Here is a 23230-nt window from a genome sequence, read left to right on the forward strand (position 1 = left end):
CGACAAATCTTGGACAGTAAACGCACGATCCCGGCATGTAAGTGCCTGTTCCCGCCATCCATGTGCTTCCTGCGCCCGTCCGGCTCCCCGGGGATACCACTTTATAACCTGCGGGCGGGGCTGCCGACAACGGTGGTTCCTGCTTCCACGTCTTTTGTCACCACGGCTCCCGCCCCGACAACAGCATGTTCACCAATCTCCACACCGGGGAGCAGGGTGGCGTTGTTCCCTATTTTACAGCCTTTTTTAAGGATGGGTCCCTGATGCTTGACCTGTCCTTCTCCCATATATTTATCGTTGGATGTGGAGACACACGGCCCGATAAACACATCGTCTTCAATCGTCATATCAGCGGTCACATACGCGCTTGTCTGGATGGTGACCCGCTGTCCAATCGTCGTATTGTTTTCCACCACGGCATTCCGGCCGATAATACTGTCTTCTCCGATCGTCACCTTCTCCCGGATGCTGGCCAGGTCGCCGATCAATACACCACTTTGCACGTTCACCGCTTCATATAAGACAGTGCCGCTTCCGATGCTCACGTGATCACCAATGACAAGGGGCGGCAGTCCATCTGAAGGCTTACGTGCCATCTTTTTATTGGAAAGCGGACGCTGGCCGGCCACAGCACCATCTTTGATCACCACGTAATCTCCGATGATCGTATACTGCTTTATCACGACCAGGTGGCCGATACGCACAAACGCTCCTATCGTCACATCGTCTTCGATTACGGTGTTCTCCCCCTTTTCCATCTCAGATCTCCCTCTCTTTCATCCAGGACGTGGCAAACTCCGGAAGCGGAAGCGCTGTGCTCCGCCCGGTCCCATGAGACTGGTACATAGCAAATATCGTTTCCAGGGCCCGCTTTCCTTCCACCGCGTTGACGAGAACCTCGGTATCATCTGCTGCCGCTTCGAGAAACTGTTCATACATCCATTGGTGTTCCGACTTCTCCCCGGGCGCCATGACGGGTGGAACGTTCTGCCCCGAGCCGTCGACATGCCACCGTTCGATCTTTTCCAGCCCATTTCCGCTGAAAGCAATCGTCCCCCTTTCGCAAAACAGCGACAGGCTGTACCCGAGATTATCCGGCTGGGTCATGGTATTGGCTTCCACCACCCCCGCAGCCCCGTTTTCAAACGATAACACAGCCGCTGCCACGTCCTCGGTCTCTTTGCATGGCAGGGCCCGGGACACCCTGCCATGCACAGCTTCAGGATTGCCAAACAGCCACACGAGCAGGTCAATGACATGAATGCCCTGGTTGATCAGCATGCCCCCGTCCTGATCCCACGTCCCTCTCCACGGAGCCGACTCGTAATAATCCGGACCCCGGTGAATACGGATCGAAGCGGACCCGAAATACGGCTTCCCAAGCACCCCTTCTTCCATTAATGCTTTCACGTGCCGGAACAACGGCCGGTACCTCAGCTGATGGCATACCAGGACTTTTCGATTAAACAAACGCGCATGCCGGATAATAGCATCGGCGTCCTGTATCGACAGCGCCATCGGCTTTTCAAGAATGACATGTTTCCCGTGCTTGAGCGCCTCTACTGCCATCGCAGCATGCAGACTTGACACGGCTGTAATAATAATGACATCAAGATCTTTTTGGAAAAAAAGATCGCGGCAGGTTTCCGTTGTCTGCACGTTCGAGTGCACGGCGTGATGCTGAAGGAACGCTTCCATCTTTTTTTGAACCGTATCGCTGACTGCGGCAATCTCCAGGTCCTGCAGCTGACGTATGGCTTCCGCGTGTTTGCCTGCGATACGGCCGCACCCAATCAGTCCTGCTTTCATCATGCCATACCCCTCCCCGGTCCGGTCAGGACAGCTGTTACTTCATCCTGCTCGTCATCTGTCATGCCGGGAAACAGCGGTATCGCCAGAATACATTCGGACACGCCTTCGGCTTCCGGCAGATCCCCTTTTTTGTACCCAAGATGCTGATAGGCTTTTTGCAGATGCAGGCAGCACGGGTAATACACACCCGAATGAATCTGGCAGCTGTTCAATGCATCCATCCATTCCCGGCGCCGCCCGGTCTGGATGCAGAACAAGTGGTACACCGCCCGTTTTTCTTTTGAAACCGGCGGTATCTCCACATCAGGAAGATGACGAAGCGCCTTTTTGTACCGATCTGCCAGCCTTATCCGCTCTTCATTCCATTGATCAATATAGGACAGGTTCGTTAATAAAAAAGCCGCATGCAGTTCATCCAGCCGGCTGTTGTATCCAATCTCGCGGTGATAATACTTTTGATCGCTGCCATGAACCCGGAGCGTGCGGATTCTTGCCGCAAGCGCGGCATCGGACGTCGTAACCATGCCCCCGTCTCCAGGCGTTCCCAGATTTTTTGTCGGAAAAAAAGAAAAGCAGGCCGCATCCCCGAGACTTCCGGCCGGCTGTCCCTTGTACGCTGCCCCGAATGCCTGACAGGCGTCTTCGATCACGAGCAGACCGTATGTGTCGGCAAGGGCTCGAATGTCTTCCATATCAGCCGGCATTCCAAATAAATGAACAGGCAGGACCGCTTTCGTGGCGGCTGTTATTTTTTCTTCTATTTTCAATGGATCTATCGTACACGTTGCGGGATCAATATCGGCAAAGACCGGTACCGCTCCGACCGAAGAAACGGCTTCAGCGGTGGCAAAAAACGTAAACGGCGTGGTAATCACTTCATCCCCTTCCCCAATCCCGCACGCGCGCAGGGTGAGGATCAAGGCATCGGTTCCGTTTGCGACAGCCACCGCATCGGATACCCCGAGCCTGCCGGCGATCTTGTCTTCCAGCTCCCTTCCTTTAGGACCCATAATATAAATCCCGCTCTCCAGCACTTCTTTCATCTGCCGGATCCACTCTTCTTCCACTGCTTCAAACTGTCGTCTGACATTCATTAAAGGGATCATGTTCCCCCTCCTTTACCGGGTGGTGTTCCTCCTTACGATATGGAGCTTTGTGCCGCCGGGACACGGCAGTTGTCACTTTGTGCCGCCACCCCGTCTACCGCCTTTTTTCCCGGACAGCCCGGCACTTCTTTATGAAACATGCATATAAAAAAAAAGAGAAAATCAAGACAGTAGAAAGGATCCTGATCATGACAAAAGGGAAGGAAACAGCAGGAGTGGTGGGGCTTGGATACGTCGGGCTGCCGGCAGCTGCTGCCTTTGCTGAAAAATATCATGTCACCGCTTTTGATATAGATGAAAGCCGGATTGAACGGTTAAAGGCAGGGGTGGATGACACGGGGTCTGTCCCGCCGGAGGAGCTGAAGAAAGCTTCTATCACGTTCACCGCAGACCCTGCCCGCTTGAAAGACTGTCAGTATATTATCGTTGTCGTACCGACTCCCATCAATGAATACAAGGAACCGGACGTAACGTATCTTGCGAACGCTTCAAAAATAGTAGGAGAAAATATGGCTCCCGGCACGAGTGTCATCTATGAGTCCACCGTGTACCCCGGGGCGACAGAAGAGCGGTGTATCCCCCTTCTGGAGCAATATTCAGGAATGAAAGCGGAACAGGACTTTTACGTGGGGTATTCTCCGGAACGCATCAATCCCGGAGATAAAGAGCATACGTTCAAGACGATTACAAAAGTGGCCGCCGCTCAGAGTGAAGCGTCGCTGCACCGGATCGCCGCCTTCTATCAGAGTGTTATGGAGGCCGACGTCCACAAAGTATCCTCTATCAAGACAGCCGAAGCTTCCAAGGTGGTGGAGAATACGCAGCGTGATATCAATATTGCTTTCATGAATGAGCTTTCCGTTTTGTTTCAGTCCATGGGAATTAATACCCGGGACGTGCTCGAGGCAGCACAGACCAAGTGGAATTTCATCCCGGTCACCCCGGGTCTGGTGGGTGGTCACTGCATCGGAGTCGATCCCTATTACCTCATCTACCGAGCCAAACGGGAGGGAAAGGAAGCCCCGCTGCTTTCGACCTCCAGAAAAATCAACGAAGACATGACAGACTATATCGTGACGGCTGTGATGCAGAAGATTATTTCCCATAACCTTGCGCCGTCCTCGCTGAACATCACGATACTCGGGGCTTCCTTCAAAGAAAACATCGGTGATACCCGGAACTCCAAAGCGCTTGAAGTGGCAGAAAAAATACAACATCTCGGGCTGTCCCTGCAGATTCACGACCCGCATGTTCCGTCGGCAGAACCGTTTCCGGTATCGGACATGAAGGATCTCACTCAGGCGGATATTCTGCTCATTCTTGTTCCGCACGCAGAGTATCAAACACTCGATGATGCCGCTTTAGCCCGGATCGTGAAAAGAAAAACCGGCATTATTTTTGACATCAAAGGGGTGCTGGATAAAAAGTCCATCACGGATTTCCCCTATATTTATCAATTATAAGGTTCCGGCTGAAGGTCTTCCTTTTCCACGAAAAAGGGGGACCTCTTTGTATGTGCCGGAATCAATACGATACACCCTCGCCTCGATATTCTGCTTATAGGATACAATCACCATAAACACAGCGGGATCCGCATGGTGCCGCACATCCAGAGACGAAGGGACCGCTTGTGTCACAGGATGGGTATGGTACACAGCAAGCGGTGTTTCCCTGCATTGTTCTATCTGATGGAGCACATGGGCTGTATTTTTTTCCGAGACGAAAAACGAGTGGGAGAACAGGCTTTCGTTTGCCAGCGGCCGGCAGCGCATGGCATAACCGTCCACCCCGGACAATATTCCACACGCTTCCCGGGGCAGACTTTCTCTGCCGTGAGCCGTCATCTGAAGGTAAGCTGATTCGTCCATATACAGCGCCCGGCCTGTCACTGCATCTTCTCCCACATCGTTTTTAAGAGCGATCTTTTTTTGGACGGAACAGGCGGCTCCGCGGGTGGTGCTTCCTCAGAGGGAGCTTTCGTTACATGATAAAAATAAGGTTCAGGAAACCGGGTCTCTTCTTTTTCCACAGGGTCCTGCTTCTTCTCCTGCTCCTCGTTTACCGGCGCTTCCGGTTCCGGCTGTTTCTCTTCATCCTTCGTCACGGTTCTTTTTTTTTTGGTTTCACACGCTGCTGCAGATGGTGTTCTTCTGAATTGCGGGACACCGACCGTTTGCTCTGCTGGTTCTTGGACGGGGCGGTATACACCCGGTCTGCGTTCTGTATTGCCCTGAACGTGAAATCTCTTGGACGCGGCGCAGCAGGCTGAGGCTGGTCTGAGTGGTTTTCTCTTTCTTTTTCAGAAGGGCGGCTGTCGATAACCTCCTGCAGCAGGTGTTTTATTTCCGTCATCTCCCGGCGCAGTTCTTCGATGTCCGTTCGTGTCGTTTCTTCTTTTTCAAACTCCTCGTGATCCATCATCGGGACACTCCTTTCTCCGCTGATAACCCCGGACATTTATAAGCAGATTATGTGGAGAAACACCTAAATGTGATGAGTTTCGGCCTAAAAACCTTTCATCCGGTAACATGGATCCCTTCCCGGTCATACCTTGAAACAGAAGATAACAATACTATGAAGGAGTCGATGTTGATGGAAAACAAAGCATTGCAGGGCGGGCAGGAGCTTCTATGTATTAACGCAGAGAAAGTGTACGACTGGGTTATCCTGCAAAACGATGTGAATCAGAGTGTTCTTGCCGGCGACTTAGGTGCGCTGCCGATTGACCCATGCGGTCCTACAGTCAGCAACTTAACCGCAGACTGCTTTATTGTAGATCCGGACAGCGGGGATCCGCTTCCTCCGAATGCCGAAGTTCCCGTAACGGAAATCGGCGAAAGAGAAAACCGTACCTTTATCATTGACGGCGCTCAGGTTACCCTTCAGAAGGTAACGTTCATTAAGACATTGAGTGTCGTTGTGGAATTCAGCGGATTCGATGCCACTACGCCATTTGTGGAACGCACCGAACCGATCGAAATTGAAATCCCGGAATCCATCTTCCTCTGCGCCCCCGAAGGAACAAGACTTGTGGTCCGTTTAACCGATGTGGAATGCAGCGTGAACACAAACTGCACCAACGGCGAACTGGGAAGTGTTGATGTTGTCTTGAGCCTGTGCCAGAGCGTTCAGGCCGTAGCCGACGTTACACTTGAACTCACAGCAGACTTCTGCCAGCCGCGCGATATTCTCATCGACCAGTGCCCGACCCCTGTTGTACCACCGCAGTGCCCTGTTCTGTTCCCTGGTGAAAACGGGGACTAACAGAAGCAGCACCACATCAAAAAGCAGCTGCCGGCTTTAGGCCGGCAGCTTTTTAACGTTCATTTGAAAGAAGAAGTAATGGTTCATCTCCATCGCAGGAGTGACTGCTTCTGCCGGGGACTTCTTCTGACACATCGGCGGTATTCCCATTTTTATCGGCAAAAGGATATTTTATATAATTCCCTGCATCCGGAGAATGATTTCAGCGATGAGGGCGGAGCCGATGAACGTGCCGAGAAACACGCAGGCGGCGACAACGAAGCTTCTCCAGCCGAGCTGCACGAAGTCGGCCCAGTTGCGTCCGATGGAGATCCCGGCGTAGGCAAGAATCGGTGTGGCAAGAGCGAGCAGCTGAATACTGGACGTCCACTGCACGACATATTCCGATCCCGGGAACCACGGAGTCGAGACGAGAATGCCGAGAATACCGATGTAGCCGACACTCGGAATGTTGACCGGCACCAGTTTCTGCAGGATCAGGCCGGCAAGGCTGATGAGAATCAGGACAAGAATGCCGAGCAGTCCGTCGACCGAAAGCATGCCGTAGCCGATCCAGTTCCCTAAATAAGCCGTCAGGCCGAATATCGCAAGCAGCAGGATCCATTCCTGAATATTTTTGAGCACCGTTTATTCCCCCTTCGTCTGCACCGCGTTATCCCCGCGGCGTTTTTGCATCAAGCGGTATAGTTTTTCCGTCAGCGGCAGCCCGACAAATATACTTAAATACATGCCGGTGGAAAGCGACAGGAGATTACTGGCGCCCGCGTAGGCCGCGATCTGGTTCTCAAGCTCCGGAAACGCCGCAATCAGGGAACCGCTTGCCGCCGTCATCATACTGCCGCTCCCTACTCCGGATGCCATCGCAAACGAGAGCACATTGAGCGGCGTAATCGTCGCTAGCAGCCCGGACAACAGGCCGAAAAACACGGCCCCGAACACCGTTCCGAAAATATAAATCGCCATGACGCCGCGGCCTTCCGGACTGTTAAAGGAATACTTATCAATAATCAGGCCGACGTTTGGTTCTCTTGCAATCGAGTGGGTCATACCGATCGACTCCCGTTTGAACCCGAGCAGTACAGCCACCGGAAGCGCAATAAATACTGTCGCCAGATTCCCCAGTTCCTGCAGCACAAGCGCCGGTCCCGCTTCGATAATGGTTCCGATATCCGGGCCGATAATCACGCCGATCTTGGCGATCAAAAGCGTGACGCCGAGCACGATAAACGGTTCCGCGTTCTTCGCCGATGCTTTTTTCACCAGCGGGGTAAAATAAAGTATCAATCCGATAATAATGGCATAAAACATCGGCAGAAATAAAATGACCCCGGGCCCGACGCCGATTTCATAGGTCCCCACCCACTCTGTGAGAAGAACAATGAGAAGCACCAAAGCATGCAGGCGCCAGTCTTTCACCAATTCCATCTGCATCCTGCTCACCCTTTCTGTTGCTCGTGTTTATACATTAACGACACGGCAGAACTGTCCATCTCCCCCATGCCGGCAGCCGCGGCCTCGTCATAGAGCTCTTTGATAACCGGAGCGGCCAGTAGAGAAATACGCTCCTTTGTTGTGAAATCTTCCAGAAACGACAAGTCCTTTGCCATATGCTGAAGCGAGAATTTGACTTCATCCTGCGTGCCGGCGACGATGTTTCCGCCAAACACGTCCATCGCTTTCGTCGCCGCGGAACCGCTCTGCAGCACTTCAGCCAGCACCGAAGAGGGGATGCCGTACGTTTCGCCGGTATGAAACGCTTCGGACAGCACCGTAATCACCCCGCTCACCACCAGGTTGTTGCACATTTTCACCACCTGGCCGCTGCCGGATGGTCCTAAATAATAGATGGAAGCACCCATCTCCCGCATAAACGGTTCCACTTCCTTGAATTTGTCTTCCCTGCCACCACACATCATGCTCAACGTTCCGTTTTTGGCACCATCCGGCCCGCCGCTCACCGGACAGTCGAGAAAATGAATTCCGGCTGCTTCCGCGTGCTCATTCAGTTCTTTTGTCGTCGCAATATCGGTCGTCCCCATGTCCAGAATATACGCACCCGGCGCAGCGGAGGGGATCACACTGTTCACAATGACATTCTCCATGATGACCGGAGAAGGGAGCGACGTGATGATAACGTCGCACGCTGCGGCGAGCGCCGCGGTGTCCCCGGCCGGCAGCGCCCCTTTCCGGCGCAGGTCTTCGAGTCTGGCCGGTTCGGTGTCATAGATGTGTACGTTGTAGTTTTTATGAAGAAGATTGCGGACGATGCCGTCTCCCATCACTCCGCAGCCGATCACACCTATCTGCTGCATAGCCTTTCCCCCTTTCACGCTTTCACATAGACGGTCTTGTAGTCAGTCCAGAAATCAAGCGCGGTACTTCCCTGCTCCCGCGGTCCTTTGCTGGAATGCTTCTTCCCGCCGAACGGAAACTGGTTTTCAAAATACGTCGACGGCATATTGACATGCGTGACCCCGGATTGAATATTCCGGATAAAATCAAACGATTTTTTCAAGTCATTCGTATAAATCGTCGAGGACAACCCGTAATACGTCTCATTTGCGACAGAAAGGGCTTCTTCATAGTTTTTCACCTGAATGACGGCAATCACAGGGGCGAAAATTTCTTCCCGGGCGATTTTCATATCCGTTGTCACATTCGTTACCACGGTCGGTTCAACAAAATATCCGCTGCCCAGCCCGCCTTCGGTCAGCCGGCGGCCGCCGTAATGAATCACAGCCCCTTCCTCCTTTGCGGAAGCGATGAACTCCTCATACTTGGCTGTCTGCTTTTCATCAATAATAGCTCCGTTATCCACGTTATCTCCTCTTCCTTCTCCAATGATAAGAGATGCCGCTTTTTCCGTCAGCTTATCGACCACCTCCGCGTAGATGGATTCGGGCACAAGCAGCCGGCTCGTTCCGGTGCAGCGCTGGCCGTTATCAAGAAAGCCGCTCGTCACAATGCTGTCGACGGCCTGATCGATATCGGCATCTTCCAGAATGACGGCCGGATTTTTGCCGCCCATTTCCGCCTGCACTTTGCCGCCCCGGGCGGTCACGGCCTGCTCCAGCTCTTCTCCGACCTGAGTCGACCCGGTAAAGGAAACAGCTTTGATGTCCGGATGCTCACCGATCGCCTTACCGATGATGCTTCCTGTGCCTGTAACCATGTTCACCACCCCCGCCGGCAGTCCGGCTTCCTCGAGCATTTCCATGATTTTTACGCTGACGAGTGATGCATTTTCCGCCGGCTTAAAAATCACAGTATTGCCGGCGAGAATGGCCGGTGCTATCTTCCACAGCCCGATCCCGAGCGGAAAATTGTACGGCGCAATCACACCTCCCACACCGAGTGGTTCTTTGATGGTATAGCCGAACAGTTCCGGATCCATCGTGGGAAGCGTTTCGCCGTCTATCCGGGAGCCTTCTCCGCTGAACTGTTTCATCGCCTGTATTGTTTTTTTCACCTCCCCGCCCGCTTCACGGAGAGATTTCCCGATTTCTTTTGTAATCAGGTCCTGGAGTTCCTCCGCCCGGCGCTCGAGGATCGGCAGAAGATTGAAAATGACATCGGCCCGCTTTGGTCCCGGGACCGCTGACCATTCCCAAAATGCGGTTTGGGCTGCCGTTACGGCCTGATCCAGATCCTTCGCCGAGGATTCCTGAAAATGGCCGAGTACCTCCCCGGTATCTGCCGGATTAATGCTCGAATACGTGAGTCCTCCCGATGAAGACACCCAGGTGCCGGCAATGTAATTCTCGTATGTACGCACAATCCATCCCTCCTTGTTTTGTTAGTATAATTCTAATATTCAGATTTTTTAAAAGAATGATGGGGAGTCACAAATTTAATCACTTATTTTTGTGGATCTCTCCCATTCCATTGAGAAATATCCACCGCCAGTCTGACGTCCATCCAGTCTTTTTCTTTAGAAAAATCGAGCTGCAGCTGCTGCTGGATTTTATTCAGGCGGTAATAGAGGGTGTTCGGGTGAATATGCAGCCTGTCCGAGGTTTCTTTATGATTCTGGTTACAGGAAATATAAGTCCGCAGGGTGTCATACAACGGAGGACTTCCGTGCAGGAGCGGACCCAGCTTATCTTCCACAAACACAGTGAGGCTTTTTCGGTCCAGTTTCTCAAAAAAACGTTCAAATCCAAGATCTGAATACCTCACCACTGGTCCGGACGTTCCGGCCTTGGCGAAAGCCACCGCCTCTTTCGCTTCCTGAAAAGAATAGCGGACCGTTTCAAGCGGTGTCTCCCGTCCAATGCCTGCTGCCATATCGGCATAGACACGCAGCGTTTTCTGAAGCTGATGGGTGATGGTGTGCAGCAGCTTTTCTCCCTTCGCCGGCATGACCATGATCACCTGAATGCCTTTTGGCACTACAAACGACGGGACTCCGAAGGAAGACGCAAGCTGTTCCACTTTTTGCAGCACCTGATGCTTCACCATCGTCCTGTCGACTTCCCACAACGGGTGATTCCTTCCCTCGATCACCATCACCTGGAACGTGTCGATAGTGTCCCATCCCATCTGACGGGTCAGGGTTTCGATCTGATAGAGCGGATCATCGGTCAACAGTTTTTCAAACCATTCTTCGCGCAGCGAAAGTTCCTTGTCATGAATAGCACGGGCTTTCAGCATCTCCAGTGCCAGCGCCGTTGCTCCGTGTTCCAGGGCGCTCTGTTGAATCTCACTCAGCGACGAAAGCGGCTGCTCGAGCTCCAGGCATCCGATATACTCCTTGCTGTGGACAATCGAATACAGAGTGTCTTCTCCTTCCGGCGGAAGAGGATCTTCGGCTTCATAAAAATGAACGGACTGTTCCAGAATCTGTTCCAGTTTCTGCAGCAGCCGGCCCGGCCCCGCTCCTTCCAGCACTAGTCTTGTGAAATCCTTGTGAATCGATAGGGAGGAATTCAGCAGCTGATTCTTTTCTTTCAGCGACTGGATCAACCTGGAATTCATGATTGCAATGGCGCTGTGGTCGGCCATGATCTGCATCTGATTCCGATCATTTATCGTAAAAGGCATTTCCGTTTCGAAATTGTTCACTACCAGCACCCCTAAACACTGGTCATGGTAAACGAGCGGTACGGCAATGGAACTTTTGATTTCGCGGTGATAGACCGCCTCCTGGAACCATTTTTTGTTAGAAGGCTTCATCGACGTCATGAAAGCCTGCATCTCCTCCCGTGTACACAGGTACGGTGTTTTCGTGCGGAAACAGTGACCGGTTAACGATTCTTCCGGAGAAAACGCGACATGCTCAAGCCTATCCTTTCTCACACCGAGCCCCTCAACGAAATGCAGGTACCCCGTCGTGTCGTCATGCAGGTACAAAATAACCGTATCGCTGTCCGCCATCAGCTCAAAGGCCGCTTTCGTGATGGTGGAGAGCACGTCTTCGATTGTATGAATGCTTGTCATCGTCCTTGTGATGTGCAGCAGGTATTCCCAGTTTGATTCCATCGATTCCGGCATGACAGTCCTCCTCTCTTGTTAATGTTTTATTGTATCATGAAAACAACGGCACACAATAGAACACTATCCCTCCCGTCTCGTCCTGGACGATTGCCGAATGAGGAGGCTTGAAGCGTGGCAGATGAACAACATCACGACGGCGCATGAATTCTCCTTCAAACAGCAGATAAAAAAACCTTCGTTTCCTGCTGGAAACGAAGGGAATTATCTTTGTCCGGCTGGATAGGATAACAGTGTATCATGCAGCATCGTTATCGTTTCATCATCCAATAATGGCCTTTTCTGCTGGAAACGGCTGATAAACATGTGGCGCTGAATGAATTCGGCCATCTCTTTGTGATGGATCAAAATCCGGCTGGAACTGCTTTTCCGCCAAACCGGTGCCGTGTCAAAGGTGGATGGGGAAGAAAAAACGGCAGTAGAGATAAGGTAGTCATGATACTGTACCGGAATGCTGGACTCTACCCCCTGCTTCCATTCCTCCATTTTGCAGAAGGGGTTGGATATCTCCCTGGTTTCATTGACATACCATATGTCATCTTCCATATCAGCCTGAACATGGCCGGAATCAGTAAGTTGGTTAATAATATATATACCGCACGGAGAGAGGATCATACTATCAATCGATGACGCACCGGATGCACCTTGCACGGAAACATTACCCACATACTGTATCGAATACGAGAGCTGCTGCAGGTCGTCTTCGATTTCCTTCATCATAATCCGGCGCGCATCTTTCTTTTTTTTCTGAAATATATTCTGAAACTTCATCGTTATCCTTCCCCTTATCCACTTCTTACTCTTATTATCGGATTTTTTCTTCAACATTTTATAACAAACTGACACCGGTGGGATTTTGTTTTATCGGCGATGCAGTCTGTAACTGATTAAAAAGGGACCACTCCATACAGGAGCAGTCCCATTCTGGTTTATTTGATCCGGATTTCGGCGTTAACATTTCCGGCATTTTTTGATTTTACAGAGAGGCCTTTTCCACCCTTTGTCTGCACGGCTTCAAAGACCACTTTTCTTTTGACACCTGTTGCATCAATGGTATACAGCTTTCCCTGTTCCGGTGTCAAAACGACAGAGTTGGTCTTTTGCCCGTCGTGATAGATGGGCAGCGGTTCTTTTTGATCATCATCTTTGTCGAAAGCATTGATATGAAGCTGTCTCGTTTGATGATTGACACTATCATTCCGTAATCTTACTGTCATTTCATTCTTCCCGGGTTTCACAGGGATAGAGCTTCGCGACACATTTCTTTTTGCCACGTTATCCCTCCTGCTTATTATTTAAAGCTTCCATCACGTCAGATAGAATCCGGCTTTTGTTATTGTCTTCCTTGCTTAGTACATTCAGCGTTTCTGTTAATCGATTGATCATGCTGTTCAGATCCGTTTCATTTCCGCTCATCGCTTCCAGCAGAGCCAATGTTGAAATGGCAGTGGCTATGGTTGTAACTCCGCTGTTTGAAACATTAACCATCGTATTGTTCCCGGTCTTGAGCGTATTGCCGCCGGCTTCGGCTTTTATCTCGTTATCATCGAAACTGGTTTGAGATTCGGACTCAGCTTCTGCTTCGGCCTCGGCTTCGGATTCCGCCTCAGCCTCTGCTTCTGCCTCGGCTTCTGCTTCCGCCTCGGCCTCCGCTTCTCCATCGATATCTGCTGCTGCGTCAGCATCGGATTCTGCCTCAGCTTCGGATTCTGCTTCGGCTTCCGCTTCTGCCTCGGCTTCCGCTTCTGCCTCAGCTTCCGCTTCTGCCTCGGCTTCGGATTCTGCTTCGGCTTCGGATTCCGCCTCTGCTTCGGATTCCGCCTCTGCTTCGGATTCCGCCTCTGCTTCCGCTTCTGCCTCGGCTTCGGATTCTGCCTCGGCTTCCGCTTCTGCAATTCCTATGATTCTGGAATCGACTTCGGACTTGGATTCTGCTTCCGATTCGGATTCCGCCTCTGCTTCTGACTTGGACTCTGCTTCCGATTCAGATTCCGCTTCTGCTTCTGACTCGGACTCCGCTTCCGATTCGGATTCCGCTTCTGCTTCTGACTCGGACTCCGCTTCCGATTCAGATTCCGCTTCTGCTTCTGACTCGGACTCCGCTTCCGATTCGGATTCCGCTTCTGCTTCTGACTCGGACTCCGCTTCCGATTCGGATTCCGCTTCTGCTTCTGACTTGGACTCCGCTTCCGATTCGGATTCCGCTTCTGCTTCTGACTTGGACTCTGCTTCCGATTCGGATTCCGCTTCTGCTTCTGACTCGGACTCCGCTTCCGATTCGGATTCCGCTTCTGCCTCTGATTCAGACTCTGCTTCCGATTCGGATTCACTTTCTGCTTCTGCTTCCGCCTCAGCCTCTGCTTCAGCCATATTTTTAACGAGCAATTCCAGCTCATTTAATTTTTCCAATAAATCTTTTTTGCGTTTTAATAAATGTCTCATATTCTTTTCATGCTCTGAAATGAATTCTGACATACATGCTCTTCCCCTTCCCTGATTTTATAAAAAAACATCCATCTATCTGTTGGATTCGGCTTCTTCTTCAGCTATACGCTGCTCAATTTTTTCCAGCTTTTTACGCAGACTCTCCAATTCTTTTTTCTTACGTTCCAGCTTCCTGCTGTTCATTTGAAGCATCACTCCTTTCTAAGTGATACTACATTATAAGGAATATTAGTATTTTTGTTGTGGGGGCTTCTACCAATCCATCCGTGGAATTATGGAAACGTATAAAGGAATCCAGAAATCGTTATACTACATGCGTAAAAGGAGGTGATACACCGTGGATGTATTACGCGCCTGTGATATTGCCGATTCTCCAGTCATGGCGGATGTCACCTGCGATGGTACCCCTGTCTACATTCAACATGTCGATGAGGACAACCAAACCGCCCGCATTTACCCCCTTGATTATCCCGATGAAGAATTAACTGTTTCGCTGGGGCAGTTAATGGAGCATTAAGAAAAAAACGTCGTAGAGAAGGTGCTTTTTCACCGTATTGCCTTCTAATAGTATATCCACAAAACTCACCTGAACTTGGGTGACCTTTATGGATACCTGCGCCGACACAAAAAACTCCGCTTCCTATTTGGAAACGGAGTTTTCCTGTCTGTTTTCACAGCTTTATGACGACATACTCTGCAACACTTCTTTCAGCTTCCCGATCTCTTCGGTGCTGAGCGTGACGCCTTTACCCATTTTCTCACGACCGGGCGCCCAGTCCCGCAAGTCATATTTCGGTTCGCGGTCGTTCCAACTCACCCGGTTCAACTCTTTCGTCCACCCTTTCGGCGATTCGGAGAGAACGCCGATATGTTCGATAACCTCATAGTTAATGTCAGCCATGGTTATGTCTCCTTTTTTCTTTATTGTATCCCATCATCAACCGGAAGGGAACAGCCGGGCACTGCTGACGTTTACGTGTTTCTTCCCGTACAAAAAGGAGGTATGCGCCTTTCTATGTGACGTTTTCTCTATTTCTCAGTACGAAAAAGAACAAAGGACCGGCAGGCCGCTGACACTGAAGCCGGAACATGACTTTTTCCACCTCCGGACATAGAAAAAAGACCGGGAACCGTGTCCCGATCTTTTCGTTTACTGGTTTTACTGACTGTCTGCCTCGAATTTACGCTTGCCGAGTTCTTCTTCAAGCATGAAGAACGCGTTGCTGTCACTGTCGATGCGTTTCAGCTTTTGAATAAGGTCGTCAAACAGCGACTCTTCCTCAATCTGTTCTTCAATAAACCAGTTCAGGAAATTCATCGTCGCGTGCTCACGCTCATCCAGCGCCAAATCCGCCAGCTTATAAATGCGCTGGGTAACATCCTGTTCCTGCTTCATTCCTTTTTCAAACGTATCAAGAATGGAAGAAAACTCATTGTTTGGTTCGCTGAAACCTTGAAAAGAAGCACGCGCACCCATGTCATTCAGAAAACGGTAGAATTTCATGCCGTGAGAACGTTCTTCTTCGGCCTGTATCAGGAAGAAATTCGCAAATCCCTCCAGGCTTTCCGCAGAGCAGTACGCAGCTGCTGCCATGTAGGCGTGTGCCGAATAGAACTCATAGTTCATCTGCTCGATTAAGCCTTCTTTCAGTTTATCGCTGAAAATATCAATCCCGCCTTTCAACGTAGTGTCATAGATTTTTCACATATATTATCATAGCATGGCACAGATTCCCTGTACACTTTCACGCTCTGCTTTTGTTTTTATCCTTCAGAACGGCTGGCCTGTACTTCTTTTTTGGCTTCTTCATGGATTTCCTTTTCTTCTTCTTCCCGGTATTCCCAAAGAGTGCTGTACACGTCCTCCAGGCTTTCTTCAGGCAGGCTGTCAATCAAGGCGTGAATGTCCTCCCTCAATGTCATGGTGATGCTCCTTCCTATGTACTTTTCTTCAAAAGCCTTGATCCCCTTTATCAGCTGCGTGCTTATATCCCCTGTGTTTCAATACAATTACCTGCTGGAATGATTTTTAAACCCTGAATTAATGTGTCATAAAATCTTCATTCTTTATAATGTGAACTATTTCACATTATATGTTATCATTTATGTGAACCATTTCACAAAATAAGGAGGATCTTTATGGCAATCAAAAACAACCGGATTGTGATTATCGGCGCGGGGGCTGTCGGATGCAGTTATGCTTATGCCCTGCTGCAGCAGGGTCTGACCCGGGAGATTGTACTCATTGATGTAAATGAAGAGAAAGCGGCCGGGGAAGCGGGCGATCTACGGGACGCCGTTCCATTTGCCCCGGTGCCGGTGACCATTCGAAGCGGCGGGTACGAGAACTGCAGGGACGCCGATCTTGTCGTCATCACCGCCGGTCTCGCCCAGAAACCCGGCGAAACCCGGCTCGATCTGCTTGCGAAAAACACAAACATTTTTGAAACGATCGTAACCGAGGTGATGGCGCGTGGTTTTGACGGAATATTTCTTGCTGCGACGAATCCGGTCGATATTTTAACCGACGTTACACAGCGGGTATCCGGCCTTCCAGAAAAAAGAGTGATCGGCTCCGGCACGGTTCTGGATTCCGCCCGCCTGCAGTCCGCATTAAGTGCTTGTTTCCATATCGACTCACGGGATATTCACGCCTGGGTTATCGGCGAGCACGGGGACACCTCTCTTCCTGTCTGGAGCAGTGCTGTTGCCGGCATGAAAGACATTCGGACGATGGCCGCAGAAGAGGGGCAGCAGCTTGATTCGATTTTTCAACAGGTGCAGTCGGCTGCCTACGATATCATTCAGCAGAAAGGCGCCACGCATTTTGGCATCGGCATGTCTTTGGCCCGGATTACAAGAGCGATTCTCCAGGATGAAAGAGCGGTGCTTCCTGTTTCCGCCCGGCTGAACGGAGAGTTTGGAGAAAACGATACCTACATCGGAGTGCCCGCCGAGATCGGACGGCACGGCATTCACAGGGTGATCGAAATCCCGCTTGATGAGACAGAAAAGAAGCAGTTTGCCCATTCCGTGCGTACATTGAAAGAAACGCGGGAGGGCGGCAGGTAACCGGGCTTGTTTGATGTTTGGCATGTATTCCTGCTGCTTGGCATGTAAATCTCCCTTTTTGGCTGGTATTTCCTGCTGCTTGGCATGTAACGACGGATTCGGCCGGTATTTCCTCTTGTCCGGCATGTAAATAGCAGCATTCGGCTTGTAAATGGGCGCTCCCGGCGGGTACGAACCTGGTTTCGTAAAACCTGCTGCCCAATAACGAAAAAATCCGAACGAATCTCCCCATGCTTTTTGTCAGCACGGAAGTCATTCGTCCGGATTTCTATATAATCTGCACCCTGATGTTAGTCTCTGCTCAGTCTGTGCTCCAGTTTCTTTTTCATATGGTGCACCTCCTGTTCATGGTGCCAGTCTTTCACCGCCAGCAGGTCGACCCCGCTTTCCACTTTAGAGAGGCGCTCCTTGATTTCGTCCTGGCCTTTATCCAGCTTGTCTACGTTGACTTCCAACTTGTCAAAACGGCTTTCCAGCTTATCAAAACGGCCCTCCAACTTTTCAAAGCGGCCTTCCAGGTTATCGAACCGGAGCTCCAGCTTATCGAACCGGCCTTCCAATCTTATCATGCGGTCATCCAGCGACTTGACGCCGGCGGTAATTTCTTTCTGACCTTCCAGGAGAGCGTGCAACAGCTGTGTCGTTTCTTCCGGCATAGCCATCGTTCCTTTCTTCGTGGTACAGCTATTGTATCACACAGCCGGCTGTCTCCCTACTATTTTTCACTCTTTGCTGTCCGGCATACTTACCTGGATGCCCTGTTCGATGCGGCGGCCGGCCAGGTACAAAAATGCCACACATGTGCCTATGGTGAGAAAAAGAAACACGAGGACGCTGAGCGCCATCACGAGCGCGCTGTTTGTCAGTTTCAGCTGCAGAAGCGACGCGGCCGCAGACGCACTGCCTCCTATGATGCCGCCACCTGCGACTTGTTCAAACAGCCCAGCGCTTTCCGCGGGAACAACGACAAGCAGCACCGGGATCAATGTCAGCACCACGTACACATAGGACAGTGCCAGCATCAGGAGCGATGGCGCGAACTGCAGCCGGTTCTGCGGGTTGGAAGGATTGTATTTTCCGCCGATAGCGCCGGTCCAGATGCCAAGCGCGCTGAGCGCAGGACTGATGAGCGCGCTCAGCACCAAGCCAAGGAGAAAGAAAGACACCGGCCATCCGAGCAGAATACCAGCCGTCATCTGCAGTACCGATACGGGAAGAAAGGGAATAAGCCAGCTCATCCACAGCTTTCCGCACGCGATCTTCACACCTGTCAGCGGCAGTACGTGCAGCATCCAGGTCGAGCCTGCCTCGCGGGCGACGAACGACGCGGACAGACTGCCGTTGAAAAACGCGTAAATAAAAAGCGCAGCAACCTGCACCGCAGTCCAGGAAAGAACCGGGTCCAGCTCTCTGAATGCCGCAACGGATGAGCCGCCGGCCGTGTAACCAAAGCCCATAAAGATGAACAAAAACACAAACGGCATGAAAATGAGCCATTCCCTGATGTCGCGCTTCATGTAGCGCCATTCTTTCCATCCGATTTCGGCTACGGGCGATCCGACTTTGAACCGGCGCCCCTTTTCTCCGGCTTTTTTCTTTTTATTTTTTCCTTCATTTAATTGAATCCAGCCGCTTCGAAAACCTTTCTCCACGAGAGCGGAGGCGGCAAAAGACAGCCCGGCGGCAGCAACGGCGAGTCCGGCCGTCGGAAGAAGGAACGATACTTCTCCTGCCATCGCGCTGGTTAACGCGGACGCCCCCCAGCTCATCGGCAGCCAGGCCGGCATCTCAGGCAGCAAACCGGTTGGAAGCGCCATGTCGGAACCGGGCTCCGCGAGCAGGTTCGGAAGCTGGAACATGCCGTATACGAGCACGCCGGACACCGCGCTCATCACCGTCATCAATTCATTGGCGCGCTTGGCTGGAATAATATGCACGAGCCCCATATTGATAAAATAGGCAGCCGCCACCCCGAGCGCCGGCATGGCCAGCGTCACGATGAGCAGGGCGGGATAAAAATACCCGTGCACCCCGGCGTGAAGCCCGTAGGCAAGTCCCGGCAGAAACGTCACGACAAACAGCGCCGCCGGTATATTGAGAAAACTTTGTATGTATTTCACCCAGAAAATGTGACTTACCTTGATCGGCAGGGTGAACAAAAACGTTAAGTCCCGCGAGGCATACAGATGCTTGAACACCTGCGGCACACCCATCAAAAGGATCAGCCCGAGCATCATCATAAAAACGTACGAAAAGAGCAGTTCCACCAAGCCGGCATCGTACGCTGCCGGCAGCGACGTGACAATATTCAGAGCGAACAGAAGAAATAGGATGACGACAAACCCAATAATGACGTGCGACACATTCGTGCCGGTCTTGTTGGTTTCCATCGTATGTTTCAGAATCTTGGCCTGGACGCCGAGCAGGGTACGGATCATGGCGCATCCGCCCTTCCACCGGCGAGTTCCCGGATCAGTTCCTGCTGCTCCTCATCGCCGGTCAGCTCAAGGAAAATATCCTCAAGACTCGCGCTGCTTTCCCCGCGCAGTTCTTCCATCGTCCCAAGCGCTGCAATCTTCCCGTCCCGGATGATGCCGATCCGGTCACACATTTCCTGGGCGATTTCAAGAATATGCGTCGAGACAAATACGGTCGTGCCATCGTCGCATAACTGCCGAAGCAGGTCTTTCAGCGTCTTCGCGCTCTTTGGATCAAGCCCGACCGTCGGCTCATCGAGAAAAATAACGTCCGGGTCATGCAGCAACGCGCCGGTCAGCGCCATCTTTTGCTTCATCCCGTGGGAATACCCTTCAATCAGTTCATCGGCCCGGCTTCCAAGCGAAAATAAATCAAACAGCCGGACCGCTTTTTCCTCCGCCTGCCGGGCGGGAATGCCGAAAACAGAAGCGATGAAGCGGATGTATTCCCAGCCCGTCAGCTTCTCATACAGCGTCGGATGATCCGGCACGTAGGCGATCTTTTTTTTCGCCTGAAGCGGCTGTTTCCACATGTTGATGCCGCCGATCTCAATCGTACCGTCCGTCGGCTCAAGCAGCCCCGTCATCATTTTAATCGTCGTCGTCTTCCCCGCCCCGTTCGGACCGAGAAATCCGAATAATTCTCCTTTTGGGATCGTAATTGATATGTCCTCGGCTGCTGAAAAGGAGCCGTACTGTTTGGATACCCCGTTCAGCACCACAGCCGGTTCTGTCATGTCTACCACCTCTTTCTTCCTGCATGTACGCTGCATCAGGAATGCTGGTTTCATCGTACATCAAAATCCGCCCGGCTTCCACCGGACGGAAAGGATCTGCTCGTTACAGCTCAACAGCTTCCGCGTCTGATTCAAGTTCGCGTTTCAGCCTCTCTTTCACATTTTCAATCTGCTCCTGGGAAACATCCATTTTCTTTTCGGAATCTTCCAGTTTCTTCAGCAGATCACGCTTATCGTTTATGTCACCGAAGCGGCGCTGGTATTTTTTATACGCTTTGCTTTCAGCCGCGTAACCCGTGCTGTAGATGACCGCCGCGTACCCGTACGTGTAGCGGAGGCGTTTCGCTTCGATACGAACGTCATGCAGCGCCTTCAGTGCAGCTTTTGACGCCTTTCCTTTCTCCGCAGCCGTTTTGTGGTACGTCTCTTTTTTCTCCTGAAAGGTCTCTTCAAATTCCTCCAGCCGCTTCGGCAGATCGAGCGTCCGCACAAGGTGCGGCAGTTCACTCACACAGAATCTGTCCCAGTGCTGCTGGAACTTGGCATTAATGACTTTTGGCAGGTTCCTGGCGAGCTTTTCCTGCTCTTTCTCCCGTTTCTGCCTCACCACCCCAGCAGCTTCGTGAAAGACCGCGGCTTCTTCCTCACTTTCTGCATTGGCGGCCCGCTCTTCCACGGCCTCCATAAATACGTCCCGCTCCCGGATCCGGCCGAGCCGTTTATGCGCATCATCCAGCCGTTCGAACAGTTTATGATCTTCATCTAAACCAAGAAACTCAAGCATCGTCCGGAGCCGGCGCCCTTTCACGCGGGCCTGGTGAATCTCCTCCATATCAGCGCTGGATACGGCTTTCTCCGAGTAGCCGATGTAATCGCCTGCCACTTCCTGCAGCACGTCCTGCCAACGCTCGCTCCACGCCGTCCCGGCATCTTCCATGCAGCTCCGGCACAAAAACCGTCCTTTAATTTTGACAAGCGATTCCCGGCTCTCACAGACCGCGCAGTGTGCCCCTTCTCCCTGTAGAAGGACACCCTTTTGCTCCGACTGAATTTCGATCTTATCCCCCTGATTCCAGTCGAACTGCCGCCGCACCTCTGCCGGAATAAGCAGCCGCCCCTGTTCATCAAGAACTTTATGCTCTTCCTCTTCATCTGTTTCCACTGCCTTGAACACCAGCACCGCCTGCCGGTTCGCCTCATACTGCAGCGCAAGCGGCTGCTCCGGCAATGTCAGGTCGTCCCGGATATCTTTGGGGATAACAACACGCCCCATCGCATCCACCTGTCTCGTCTGCACCTTCTCTGCCATTTTACTCCCCCCGCTTTTTACCCATTTTCTAACCCATTCCCTTTTATCCGATTTCCAAACCCTCCATTACATTCAAAGAGAACAAGCATACCACCCCTTATTCACCATATGTTTACCATAGCAGGAACCTCCTGCCAATCCCTCCCTTTTGAGAAAAAAACAGGCACAGAACGCGCAGAAGTGTTCCATGTCGCGCAAATAAAAAAAAGACCGGAAAACAGATTGTTTGGGCTGCCTGCAGACGATTGGTAAAATAGGGATGCAGAAATAACCAGCAGAAAGAAGGAACGATAAATGAGTCACGTATTCGAAAACACCCGCTACTCCGTGCTCGACCTTTCTCCGATTGTAGAAGGTGGCACCGCTGCCCAGTCGTATCGAAGCACCGTCGATCTCGCCCGGCGCGCAGAAGAACGCGGATACGAACGCTTCTGGCTCGCCGAACACCATAACATGCCGTTCATCGGCAGTTCAGCGACATCCGTATTGATCGGCCATGTCGCCGGCGCGACGTCATCGATCCGGGTCGGCTCCGGCGGCATCATGCTCCCGAACCATGCGCCGCTCATGGTCGCCGAGCAATTCGGAACGCTTGCGACGTTGTATCCAAACCGGATTGACCTCGGTCTCGGCCGCGCGCCCGGGACCGATCAGCCGACGATGCAGGCGCTGCGCCGCAGCAGCAAGAGCGACGGCCACGATTTCCCGCAGATGCTCACGGAGCTGCGTCAGTATCTCGATTCCCAGCTCGCTCCGGACCATCCGCGGATCCGAGCCATTCCAGGACAGGGGACGGATGTTCCGATCTGGCTGCTCGGCTCCAGCGGCTTCAGCGCCCAGCTCGCCGGACAGCTCGGACTGCCGTTTGCCTTTGCGAGCCACTTTTCCCCGGACAACACGATTCCGGCGATGAACCTGTACCGCGAATCCTTTCAGCCGTCGCACGTGCTGGATGAACCGTACGGTATGGTGTGCGCGAACGTCATCGCCGCCGACACCGACGACGAAGCGGATTACTTGAGCACGACGATGATGCAGCAGTTCCTCAATATGGTACGCGGCACGGAAATGAAACTGCAGCCGCCGGTCGAGAACATGGACCGCATCTGGAATGAAAACGAGAAATTCTCGATCCAGCGTCAGCTCGGCTCCTCCATCGTCGGCGGCCCCGAGAAGGTGAAAAACGGGCTCCACCGCTTCCTGCAGGACACCCAGGCCGATGAGATCATGATCAACGCCCAGATTTATGACGCGGAGGCGCGCCTGCGCTCGTACGACATCGCTGCCGATATTATGAACGGGCAGAAATAGAAGAGAAGAGGAAGCTGCCGGATATCGGCGGCTTCTTTTTTTCATATACAGCAAGCGGTTGGGCGGCTTGGCAGGTAAATCTGCTGTTTTGGCATGTAAATGGTTCCATTCGGCTTGTAAAAGGGGTGGTTTGGCATGTAATGCAGCAGTCGGACTGTATTGCCCTTTATTCGGCATGTAAATGACGGCTTTTGGCAGGTAAAC

Annotated in this window: 26 protein-coding genes; 5 read left to right on the forward strand and 21 right to left on the reverse strand. The window is 52.0% G+C overall.

The features are described 5' to 3' along the window. Nucleotides 1–101 precede the first annotated feature (101 nt). Genes ACFSUB_RS13560 through ACFSUB_RS13570 form a run of 3 tightly spaced genes read right to left on the reverse strand, consistent with a single transcriptional unit; the run spans nt 102 to nt 2918 of the window. A complete protein-coding gene (locus ACFSUB_RS13560) occupies nt 102–758 on the reverse strand; it encodes a DapH/DapD/GlmU-related protein (RefSeq protein ID WP_380713808.1) in 657 nt (218 codons plus the stop codon). Between the two features lies 1 nt (nt 759). Beyond that, nucleotides 760–1812 carry a Gfo/Idh/MocA family protein gene (locus ACFSUB_RS13565; protein ID WP_380713809.1) on the reverse strand — a complete coding sequence of 351 codons (1053 nt, stop codon included), beginning with the start codon at nt 1810–1812 and terminating at the stop codon, nt 760–762. Continuing rightward, nucleotides 1809–2918 (reverse strand): DegT/DnrJ/EryC1/StrS family aminotransferase, encoded by a 1110-nt coding sequence (locus ACFSUB_RS13570; RefSeq protein ID WP_380713810.1) that lies wholly within the window; start codon nt 2916–2918, stop codon nt 1809–1811. The genes ACFSUB_RS13565 and ACFSUB_RS13570 overlap by 4 nt, the downstream gene beginning before the upstream one ends. Before the next feature lie 188 nt (nt 2919–3106). Here ACFSUB_RS13570 and ACFSUB_RS13575 point away from each other — a divergent pair, with 188 nt between their 5' ends. Then, nucleotides 3107–4381, forward strand: coding sequence for a nucleotide sugar dehydrogenase (locus ACFSUB_RS13575; RefSeq protein WP_380713811.1), 1275 nt, complete (start codon nt 3107–3109; stop codon nt 4379–4381). On the opposite strand, the gene ACFSUB_RS13580 is transcribed toward ACFSUB_RS13575, so the two are convergent. Genes ACFSUB_RS13580 through ACFSUB_RS13590 form a run of 3 tightly spaced genes read right to left on the reverse strand, consistent with a single transcriptional unit; the run spans nt 4376 to nt 5339 of the window. Continuing rightward, entirely contained in the window at nt 4376–4807 is a 432-nt protein-coding gene (locus ACFSUB_RS13580; protein ID WP_380713812.1) for a Mov34/MPN/PAD-1 family protein, read from the reverse strand. The genes ACFSUB_RS13575 and ACFSUB_RS13580 overlap by 6 nt on opposite strands. Next, the gene (locus tag ACFSUB_RS13585) at nt 4804–5022 is read right to left on the reverse strand and encodes a hypothetical protein (RefSeq protein ID WP_380713813.1); all 219 of its coding nucleotides are present in this window, start codon (nt 5020–5022) and stop codon (nt 4804–4806) included. Before ACFSUB_RS13585 ends, ACFSUB_RS13580 begins: the two co-directional genes overlap by 4 nt. Next, a complete protein-coding gene (locus ACFSUB_RS13590; RefSeq protein WP_380713814.1) occupies nt 5019–5339 on the reverse strand; it encodes a hypothetical protein in 321 nt (106 codons plus the stop codon). Before ACFSUB_RS13590 ends, ACFSUB_RS13585 begins: the two co-directional genes overlap by 4 nt. Before the next feature lie 171 nt (nt 5340–5510). On the opposite strand from ACFSUB_RS13590, the gene ACFSUB_RS13595 reads away from it, so the two are divergent. Then, nucleotides 5511–6182, forward strand: coding sequence for a BMQ_0737 family morphogenetic spore coat protein (locus ACFSUB_RS13595; RefSeq protein WP_380713815.1), 672 nt, complete (start codon nt 5511–5513; stop codon nt 6180–6182). Nucleotides 6183–6353: 171 nt separating this feature from the next. On the opposite strand, the gene ACFSUB_RS13600 is transcribed toward ACFSUB_RS13595, so the two are convergent. The 8 genes from ACFSUB_RS13600 to ACFSUB_RS13635 form a co-directional block, all read right to left on the reverse strand. Then, complete coding sequence (locus ACFSUB_RS13600; protein ID WP_380713816.1) at nt 6354–6806, reverse strand: hypothetical protein; 453 nt, start codon at nt 6804–6806, stop codon at nt 6354–6356. Between the two features lie 3 nt (nt 6807–6809). Further along, on the reverse strand, nt 6810–7613 hold the full coding sequence (locus tag ACFSUB_RS13605; protein WP_380713817.1) for a DUF3100 domain-containing protein: 804 nt from the start codon (nt 7611–7613) through the stop codon (nt 6810–6812). A gap of 5 nt (nt 7614–7618) precedes the next feature. After that, nucleotides 7619–8512 carry an NAD(P)-dependent oxidoreductase gene (locus ACFSUB_RS13610; RefSeq protein WP_380713818.1) on the reverse strand — a complete coding sequence of 298 codons (894 nt, stop codon included), beginning with the start codon at nt 8510–8512 and terminating at the stop codon, nt 7619–7621. Beyond that, nucleotides 8509–9957, reverse strand: coding sequence for an aldehyde dehydrogenase family protein (locus tag ACFSUB_RS13615; RefSeq protein ID WP_380713819.1), 1449 nt, complete (start codon nt 9955–9957; stop codon nt 8509–8511). Before ACFSUB_RS13615 ends, ACFSUB_RS13610 begins: the two co-directional genes overlap by 4 nt. A gap of 83 nt (nt 9958–10040) precedes the next feature. Continuing rightward, nucleotides 10041–11675, reverse strand: coding sequence for a helix-turn-helix domain-containing protein (locus ACFSUB_RS13620; RefSeq protein ID WP_380713820.1), 1635 nt, complete (start codon nt 11673–11675; stop codon nt 10041–10043). A gap of 204 nt (nt 11676–11879) precedes the next feature. Beyond that, complete coding sequence (locus ACFSUB_RS13625; RefSeq protein ID WP_380713821.1) at nt 11880–12446, reverse strand: nuclease-related domain-containing protein; 567 nt, start codon at nt 12444–12446, stop codon at nt 11880–11882. A 158-nt stretch (nt 12447–12604) separates the two neighbouring features. Then, nucleotides 12605–12949 (reverse strand): hypothetical protein, encoded by a 345-nt coding sequence (locus tag ACFSUB_RS13630; protein WP_380713823.1) that lies wholly within the window; start codon nt 12947–12949, stop codon nt 12605–12607. A gap of 1 nt (nt 12950) precedes the next feature. After that, nucleotides 12951–14150 (reverse strand): hypothetical protein, encoded by a 1200-nt coding sequence (locus ACFSUB_RS13635; RefSeq protein ID WP_380713824.1) that lies wholly within the window; start codon nt 14148–14150, stop codon nt 12951–12953. 307 nt (nt 14151–14457) lie between these two features. Between ACFSUB_RS13635 and ACFSUB_RS13640 the strand changes: the two genes are divergently transcribed. Continuing rightward, nucleotides 14458–14637, forward strand: a complete 180-nt coding sequence (locus tag ACFSUB_RS13640; protein WP_380713825.1) for an H-type small acid-soluble spore protein — start codon at nt 14458–14460, stop codon at nt 14635–14637. 162 nt (nt 14638–14799) lie between these two features. On the opposite strand, the gene ACFSUB_RS13645 is transcribed toward ACFSUB_RS13640, so the two are convergent. The 3 genes from ACFSUB_RS13645 to ACFSUB_RS13655 all read right to left on the reverse strand — a co-directional run bounded on the left by ACFSUB_RS13645 (nt 14800) and on the right by ACFSUB_RS13655 (nt 16043). Further along, nucleotides 14800–15021, reverse strand: a complete 222-nt coding sequence (locus tag ACFSUB_RS13645) for a YdbC family protein (RefSeq protein ID WP_380713826.1) — start codon at nt 15019–15021, stop codon at nt 14800–14802. A 258-nt stretch (nt 15022–15279) separates the two neighbouring features. Beyond that, nucleotides 15280–15786, reverse strand: coding sequence for a ferritin (locus ACFSUB_RS13650; protein ID WP_380714254.1), 507 nt, complete (start codon nt 15784–15786; stop codon nt 15280–15282). A gap of 98 nt (nt 15787–15884) precedes the next feature. Next, the gene (locus ACFSUB_RS13655; protein WP_380713827.1) at nt 15885–16043 is read right to left on the reverse strand and encodes a hypothetical protein; all 159 of its coding nucleotides are present in this window, start codon (nt 16041–16043) and stop codon (nt 15885–15887) included. Between the two features lie 216 nt (nt 16044–16259). Here ACFSUB_RS13655 and ACFSUB_RS13660 point away from each other — a divergent pair, with 216 nt between their 5' ends. Beyond that, nucleotides 16260–17192: an L-lactate dehydrogenase gene (locus tag ACFSUB_RS13660; protein ID WP_380713828.1), complete on the forward strand. Its 933-nt coding sequence runs from the start codon at nt 16260–16262 to the stop codon at nt 17190–17192. Between the two features lie 290 nt (nt 17193–17482). Here the strand turns inward: ACFSUB_RS13660 and ACFSUB_RS13665 are convergent, their stop codons facing one another. The 4 genes from ACFSUB_RS13665 to ACFSUB_RS13680 form a co-directional block, all read right to left on the reverse strand. Next, complete coding sequence (locus ACFSUB_RS13665; protein ID WP_380713829.1) at nt 17483–17848, reverse strand: hypothetical protein; 366 nt, start codon at nt 17846–17848, stop codon at nt 17483–17485. Nucleotides 17849–17914: 66 nt separating this feature from the next. Beyond that, nucleotides 17915–19630: a putative ABC transporter permease subunit gene (locus ACFSUB_RS13670; RefSeq protein ID WP_380713830.1), complete on the reverse strand. Its 1716-nt coding sequence runs from the start codon at nt 19628–19630 to the stop codon at nt 17915–17917. Further along, nucleotides 19627–20406 (reverse strand): ABC transporter ATP-binding protein, encoded by a 780-nt coding sequence (locus tag ACFSUB_RS13675; RefSeq protein ID WP_090926952.1) that lies wholly within the window; start codon nt 20404–20406, stop codon nt 19627–19629. Before ACFSUB_RS13675 ends, ACFSUB_RS13670 begins: the two co-directional genes overlap by 4 nt. A gap of 103 nt (nt 20407–20509) precedes the next feature. Beyond that, nucleotides 20510–21715, reverse strand: a complete 1206-nt coding sequence (locus ACFSUB_RS13680) for a CHAD domain-containing protein (RefSeq protein ID WP_380713831.1) — start codon at nt 21713–21715, stop codon at nt 20510–20512. A gap of 294 nt (nt 21716–22009) precedes the next feature. On the opposite strand from ACFSUB_RS13680, the gene ACFSUB_RS13685 reads away from it, so the two are divergent. Next, on the forward strand, nt 22010–23026 hold the full coding sequence (locus tag ACFSUB_RS13685; RefSeq protein WP_380713832.1) for an LLM class flavin-dependent oxidoreductase: 1017 nt from the start codon (nt 22010–22012) through the stop codon (nt 23024–23026). The last annotated feature ends 204 nt before the right edge of the window (nt 23027–23230 follow it).

The sequence above is a fragment of the Salibacterium lacus genome (assembly GCF_042684865.1).
GTDB lineage: Bacteria > Bacillota > Bacilli > Bacillales > Marinococcaceae > Salibacterium > Salibacterium lacus.